The 7,265-nt window shown below is 51.4% G+C and carries 5 protein-coding genes; all 5 read left to right on the forward strand.

The genetic code is table 11. The annotated features are described in order from the left end of the window. Nucleotides 1-1,722, forward strand: a 1,722-nt coding sequence (locus tag VIN66_RS06995; protein ID WP_331923308.1) for a tetratricopeptide repeat protein, incomplete at its 5' end; no start/stop codon positions are given. 137 nt (nucleotides 1,723-1,859) lie between these two features. Continuing rightward, the gene (locus VIN66_RS07000) at nucleotides 1,860-3,476 is read left to right on the forward strand and encodes a diguanylate cyclase (protein WP_331923309.1); all 1,617 of its coding nucleotides are present in this window, start codon (nucleotides 1,860-1,862) and stop codon (nucleotides 3,474-3,476) included. A gap of 117 nt (nucleotides 3,477-3,593) precedes the next feature. Beyond that, entirely contained in the window at nucleotides 3,594-4,625 is a 1,032-nt protein-coding gene (locus VIN66_RS07005) for a substrate-binding domain-containing protein (RefSeq protein WP_331923310.1), read from the forward strand. 135 nt (nucleotides 4,626-4,760) lie between these two features. Then, nucleotides 4,761-6,140: a phosphate ABC transporter permease subunit PstC gene (gene pstC, locus VIN66_RS07010; protein WP_331923311.1), complete on the forward strand. Its 1,380-nt coding sequence runs from the start codon at nucleotides 4,761-4,763 to the stop codon at nucleotides 6,138-6,140. A 3-nt stretch (nucleotides 6,141-6,143) separates the two neighbouring features. After that, a partial coding sequence (locus tag VIN66_RS07015; RefSeq protein WP_331923312.1) for a PstA family ABC transporter permease occupies nucleotides 6,144-7,265 on the forward strand: 1,122 nt, incomplete at its 3' end.

Raw genomic sequence — 7,265 nt, forward strand, 5'->3', positions numbered from 1 at the left:
GATAGCTCCGTTTCGCAGACCCGCATTACGTCCAATCCATCAAAGCAACCTGAACTTGCCGTGTTAGCGCTGACCGAGGCAAATTTCGATACCGGCATGCGCGCTTTCCAGCGCCAGCACTATGCAGACGCCTTTAGCCACTGGTACCCGCTAGCGCAGGCTGGCGAAGTGGATGCCCAGTTTAATCTGGCAGCGATGTATGCCAATGGTTATGGCATACAAACAGACGACACTGAAGCTGCACGTTGGTTCGGTGAGGCGGCAGAGCAAGGCATGGCCCAGGCACAGTATCAGCTGGCTGTTGCCCATGCCAATGGTAAAGGGTTAGCACAGGACGATGCGCTGGCCGTGTATTGGTATCGCAAGGCGGCAGAGCAGCAATATGCATTGGCGCAGTACAATTTGGGGTTTATGTATGCCAACGGCCGTGGTGTGACGCAGGATGATGCCAGTGCACTGCTATGGTACGAACGTGCAGCAGCTCAGGGCGATGTCGATGCGCAGTTTATAGTAGCAGAGCGTTACCAGACTGGTCGTGGAGCAAAAGCTGATATAAATCAGGCGATTGGCTGGTATCAGCGTGCACTGGAGCAGGGACATGTACGGGCGGGCTATCAGCTGGCGCATTACTATCTGCACGGACAGGGGGTCGCTAAAAATGAAAGCCGGGCCTTTGAATTATTTAGCAGAGCTGCGTTCCGGGGCTTGACAGAGGCACAGCGGGAGCTGGGTATCAGCTATTCTCTTGGGCGTGGTGTGCGTAACAATGACAGCAAAGCCGTAGCAGCGCTTGAAGCTGCGTGCAACGGGCAGGATGCGACAGCTTGCTATTACCTTGCAGTGCACCTGAGCGAAGGGCGGGGCATCAGAACGGATGAAGCCCGGGCGGCAGTGTTGTTTGAGCAGGCCGCTGAAGCAGGAGATATGCAGGCCCAATTCAGGCTGGGAGCGCTACTCAGTCAGAATGCTTCAGGAGGGGCAGATGAAACCTCTGCCTTGCAATGGTTTAAACGCGCGGCTGAGCAAGGGCACGCTGAGGCACAATATCTGACAGCATTACGCCTGGCCAACGGTACCGGTACTTCGCAGAATGATGCTGAGGCCGTGAAATGGTACCAGCGCGCAGCTGAGCAAGGTGTAGTGTTTGCACAGTATAATCTTGGCTTTATGTATGGCGCAGGTCGTGGCGTACCGCAGGATGATGAGAAGGCGCTGTACTGGTACAGCAAGGTAGCTGAAACAGGTGATGCCGATGCTCAGTTTAATCTGGGGTTGCGTTATGAAACTGGCAAAGGCGTGCGGCAGGACGATAAACAGGCAGTGAAATGGTACCAAAAAGCAGCAGATCAAGGGCATCAGCGTGCTATTGCTTATTTAGGCTATATGTACGAGAAAGGTTATGGCGTTAGCATGGACGAGCGTAAAGCCTTTGACTTATATCAGCAATCATTATCGGCCAGAGTACCACGGGCACTGACGGCGCTGGGCCTGTTCTACAAAAACGGCCGCCAGGTAAAGGCTGATGATAAAAAAGCAGCCGAGCTGTTTTTGCTCGCCGCCGAGCAGGGTTATGCCAATGCGCAGTACAACCTTGGCTGGATGTATGAATATGGCCGTGGAGTCGGTAAAGATCTGATAAAAGCCAGGGACTGGTATCAACGGGCGGCAGAGCAGAGCGAGCCGCTTGCCCAGGCGCAACTGAGCCGTTTATTCAACCCCTGATACACGACAGCCGGCCTATGCCGGCTGTTTTATTCTGCAGCTTCGCTTTACCGTTGTTTAGCCTGTCCTATACTGAAAAAGCATTACCGCACCTAAAAGCCGGGCACTTCTAATGCCATAGCAAAATGACAGGGACAGTGAATAATATAATCATCAGGCTGGTTATGCTGATAATGGCATTGATGATGCTGAATGTACGTGCTGAAGAAGTCATCAGACTACAGTTACGCTGGCATCATCAGTTTCAGTTTGCCGGTTACTATATGGCACTGGAGCAAGGCTATTATCAGCAGGCCGGGTTAAAGGTCGACATTGTGCCCGGTGCGCCCGGGATTTCTGCATTGGATCAACTGCTGGCCGGTAATGCTCAGTTTGCGGTGTCAGCATCAGGTGCTGTGCTGGCCTATCTGCAGGGGCGCCCGGTTGTCGCAATGGCGGCCGTCTTACAAAAATCGCCGAATGTCTGGCTGGTCAGGGCTGATTCCGACATTTATACCTTACAGGATCTTGCCAGCAGAAAGCTGGAGCTGAGCCTGTCACAGGAAAATGCCGAATTCCTGGCTGTTTTTGCTAAAGAAGGCATTGATATCAGTAAGCTGCAGCTTAGCAACTCCAGCATGCAACTGGATGACCTGATAAGCGGCAAAACCGATGCATTTAATGGTTATCTGTCGAATGAACCCTATCAGCTGGAACAATCCGGCGTACCGTACCGGGTGATCCAGCCGGTAGAGTACGGTGTGAATTTTTATCAGGACATTTTAATCGGTCATGCTGACTGGTTACGACAGCACCCTCTGCAAGCCGCTGCATTCAGAAAGGCCAGCCTCGATGGCTGGCAGTTTGCACTGGATAATATTGATTACAGCGTCAATTATATTCATCAGCATGATGCCCCCGAGAAATCGCTGGCGCATTTGCAATACGAGGCGCGCGTTATCCGTAGCCTGGTGATGCCGGATCTGGTTGAGCTCGGGCATATGAACCCGGACCGCTGGCAGCAGATAGCCGCCACCTATCAGGCGCTCGGTATGGTTAAAACCGTACGGCCGCTGGATAATTTTATCTATGCCGAGCCTGTGGCGACGGACTACCGGCTGCTGATTAAGTCAGTGTTACTGATGTTGCTGGTTATCGCATTTCTGGCGTTTTGTACGCTGCGCTACCGGCGGTTGGCTGCTGCATTACGGGCTGAGATGAACCGGCACGCGCAGACCGAACGGTTATTGGTAGAGCGTAATGAAGAATTACTGCAACTGGCCAGCACAGATATTTTGACCGGGCTGACTAACCGGCGTGTCATCATTCAGCAGGCGCAGGCAGAAATTCGCCGCGCAAGCCGCTATCAAAAGGATTTAGCGGTAATGATGCTGGATATTGATCACTTTAAACAAGTTAATGACCAGTATGGCCATGCTGCCGGAGACCGGGTACTGGCTGAATTTGCAGCGTTGTGCATGCAGAGCATTCGTGACAGTGATTTAGCTGGCCGCTATGGTGGTGAAGAGTTCTTTATCCTGATGCCGGAAATAGATTTGAAAACTGCGATTCTCTCTGCAGAGCGGCTCAGAATGACTGTTGCTGCGCACCCGTTTAAGCTTAGCGATGGCACCGTATTGTCTGTTAGCTGCAGCATCGGCATTGCCATGTATATGCCGCAGCAAGACGATCTTGATAAATTGTTACTCAGGGCCGATCAGGCGTTATATCAGGCCAAGCATCAGGGCCGTAACCGCTGCTGTGTGCAGCAGTAGCATCATCGAGGCAGACGTAAATAATTTCCCTTTGTCATATTACTGCAATAAAAGTGCAGCAAACTATGTGCGTACATCATTGGCCCGTACATACAACCGGATGACCGAGGAATTAATATGAAACTGAACAAATTTTCAAATCTGTTGCTGGCTTCTGCCATCGCCATGACGGCGTCTACCGCCGTGCACGCACAAAGCCGTGACACTATCCAGATCGCCGGCTCATCTACAGTTTTGCCGTTTTCTTCAGTGGTAGCTGAAGAATTTGGTAATAACTTTGCTCAGTTCCGTACGCCGGTTGTAGGTTCAGGCGGTTCGTCAGGTGGTTTACGTCAGTTCTGTCAGGGCGTGGGCGCCAGTACTATCGATGTTGCGAATTCATCACGTAAGATCCGTCCAAACGAAGTGGAAGCCTGTAAAGCAAACGGCGTAAAAGAGATCATTGAAGTTAAAATTGGCTACGACGGTATTGTGTTTGCTTCCCGGACCGATGCGGCCATTTTCAAACTGGAACCGCGCCACGTCTTTTTAGCACAAGCTGCTGAAGTACCTCAGAACGGCAAAATGGTTGCGAACCCTTACATCCGCTGGAATCAGATTGACAGCAGCTTGCCGGATCAGGACATTCTGCTGGCTATCCCGGGGTCAAACCACGGTACCCGTGAAGTGTATGAAGAAAAGGCGGTTGTACCAGGCTGTCAGACCCTGGCGGAAGTGAAAGCGATGGAAAAAGATGCCGCGCATAAGTTCTGTACTGCAATGCGTACTGATGGCCGTGTTGTTGAAATCGCCGGCGATTACACTGAAACTCTGGCGCGTTTGACTGCACAAAAAGATGCTATTGGCGTATTCGGTCTGAGCTTCTATGAAGCCAACCGTGACCGCATTAAAGTGGCGACTATGTCTGGTGTTGAGCCTAATCAGGACACAATTATTTCGGGTGAATATCCGGTATCGCGCCCACTTTACATCTATGTGAAAGGTGCGCATATCGGTGTGATCCCCGGCTTACAGGAATATGCTCAGTTCCACGTCAGCGAAGCAATGTCTGGTTTTGGCAGCGTGCTGGAAAGTGCCGGTTTAATTCCGTTGTCTGACGAAGAACGTGCTGAAATGATTCAGAACATTAAGCAGAAAAAGTCGCTATAATCTGCTTTGCTTGATTAAAGAGAACCTGTTTTGGGTTCTCTTTTTTACTTTATGACTGTCATAAAAATGAAATAAAAGCTGCTTACACTGCCAGCCAGAGTATCTGATGATGTGTAAGCCGTATACGGAGCAACCATGAGTAACCTTTCGTTAATTGTAGTGCTGCTCGTTTTGCTGGCACTGGGCTACCAGCTTGGTATGACCCGAAGCCGCAAAGTGGCGACAGTTAACTCTGATTTACGTATGCATTCCAGGCCTCACCATTACGGCATGATGGTGGGGTTGTGGGCTGTACTGCCTGCATTTTTTATTCTGCTACTGTGGTTGTGGCTGTCACCGGCGGTTATCAACGCCATGATGGTAGCGCAGCTGCCTGCAGAGGTGACTGCGCTTTCTGATGAGCAGCTACGGGTGGTATCGCAGCGCATAAGTAATCTGGCAAGTAACTTTGGTGTGGTGGCCGATGCTGAAGCCTGGGAGCTTAGTGCAGCAGAGCATTTGCGCCAACTGAAGGCTAACAGCGCCATAGTGCTGACAGCGCTGATGGCGGTCATTGCCGCTATTGGCATGTTACTGAGTCTGCAGAAAATTACACCAAGGCTAAAAGCCCGGCATCAGGTTGAACGGGTAGTTAAGGCGTTATTGGTGCTGTGCTCCACCGTGGCAATCCTGACCACCATCGGCATAGTGCTGTCGATGGTAGGTGAAACGCTGAAGTTTTTCAGTTATATCCCGCCAACTGAGTTTTTCTTTGGTACTACCTGGAACCCCCGCTTTTCCACCGTAGGTGTCGGCGAGCAGGGCGATTTTGGTTTAGTACCACTGCTGGCAGGTACCACGTTAATTGCTGGCATTGCCATGTTGGTAGCGATACCGCTAGGCCTGATGGTAGCTGTGTACCTGGCTGAATATGCGCCGGTGAAGCTGCGTAACACGGCCAAACCAATGATCGAAGTGCTGGCGGGTATCCCGACCATCGTTTACGGCTTCTTTGCGCTGGTGACTGTCGGCCCGTTTCTGCGCGATTTAGGCCAGACTATCGGGTTAGACATTAATGCAACGTCGGCGTTAACCGCCGGTGTGGTGATGGGAATTATGATTATCCCGTTTATCTCGTCGCTGTCGGATGACATTATCACGCAGGTGCCTAAATCAATGCGCGATGGTTCACTTGGACTTGGCGCCACGAAATCTGAAACCATCTTAAAAGTGGTGTTACCCGCGGCTTTGCCCGGAATAGTCGGCGCTATTTTGCTGGCAGTCAGCCGGGCGATTGGCGAAACGATGATAGTTGTACTGGCCGCAGGTAACAGCCCGGCGCTGACTGCAAACCCGTTTGAAGCGGTATCGACAGTCACTGTTACCATCGTTAACCAGCTGACCGGAGACAACGACTTTTCCAGCCCGCAATCGCTGGTGGCATTCGCCCTCGGCCTGACCCTGTTCGTTATTACCCTGCTGCTGAATGTGATGGCATTGGTGATAGTGCGTAAATACCGTGAGCAATACGAGTAAGTTATGACCATTATTGCAGAGAACCCGATTAAGCCTGTTGCCGCACCCAGCCAGGTGCAGCAAAAAGTGATTGCATCACTGAACAAGCGCCACCGTAAAGAAAAGCTGTTCCGCAGCCTGGGGCTAAGTGCTGTATTGATCAGCCTGGGGCTGGTAGCCGTGCTATTTATTAATATTTTTTCCAAAGGCGTGCCAGCGTTCTGGCAGTCTGCGGTGACACTGGACATATACTTTGATCCGGCGATTATTAAGATACCTGCCAAACCGGTGCAGCAGGCTGATGAGTCGGATAACGACTTCCGCCAGCGCGATCTGGCCTGGCAAACTGAAGTGGGCTTTATTAACTTCAACCGGTTAATTACCGACAGCTTGCAAAAAGTATTGCCTGATGCCAGCAAGCACCGGCGCGATTTGACTCGTATTGTCACCTCAGGGGAACGCTTTGCGCTGCGTGACATGGTGGTGGCAGACCCGGCTATTATTGGCCAGACCCGGCAGCTGCATTTGCTGACAGATGCCAACATTGACGTCTGGCTAAAAGGCAATATTGACCGCAGCCTGCCGGATGAACAGCAGCAACTTAGCCCTAAACTGCGCGAATGGGCAGATAAACTCAAGGCCGAAGGCATTATTCAGAACCGTTTCAGCCTGGCGCTGTTTATGAATCCGGACTCGCGTAGCTCACTGGCATCAGCCGGTTTGGCTGGGGCTTTTATGGGCTCATTTTATATGATGCTGGTGGTGATTCTGCTGGCGGTACCAATGGGAGTTGCTGCTGCTATTTATCTGGAAGAGTTTGCCCCACGCAACAAACTGACTGATTTGGTTGAAGTGAATATTAATAATCTGGCCGCAGTACCATCAATTGTATTTGGTCTGCTCGGTGCCTCGGTGTTAATTGGCTGGTTTAATCTGCCAATGTCGGCGCCTATAGTGGGTGGCCTGGTATTGTCACTGATGACCTTACCTACAGTGATAATTGCGACCCGCTCGACGCTTAAAGCAATACCACCTTCTATCCGGCAAGCAGCGCTTGGGTTGGGAGCATCTAAGATGCAGTCTATTTTTCACCACGTTCTGCCACTGGCGATACCGGGCATTTTAACCGGTGCTATTTTAGGTGTG

The organism is Rheinheimera sp. (genome assembly GCF_036568245.1).
Lineage (GTDB): Bacteria > Pseudomonadota > Gammaproteobacteria > Enterobacterales > Alteromonadaceae > Alishewanella.

What these genes read in the sequence shown, in the direction of transcription:
- pstC (WP_331923311.1), top strand. Translation starts at nt 4,761, where the DNA reads ATGAGTAACCTTTCGTTAATTGTAGTGCTGCTCGTTTTGCTGGCACTG.
- VIN66_RS07005 (WP_331923310.1), top strand. Translation starts at nt 3,594, where the DNA reads ATGAAACTGAACAAATTTTCAAATCTGTTGCTGGCTTCTGCCATCGCC.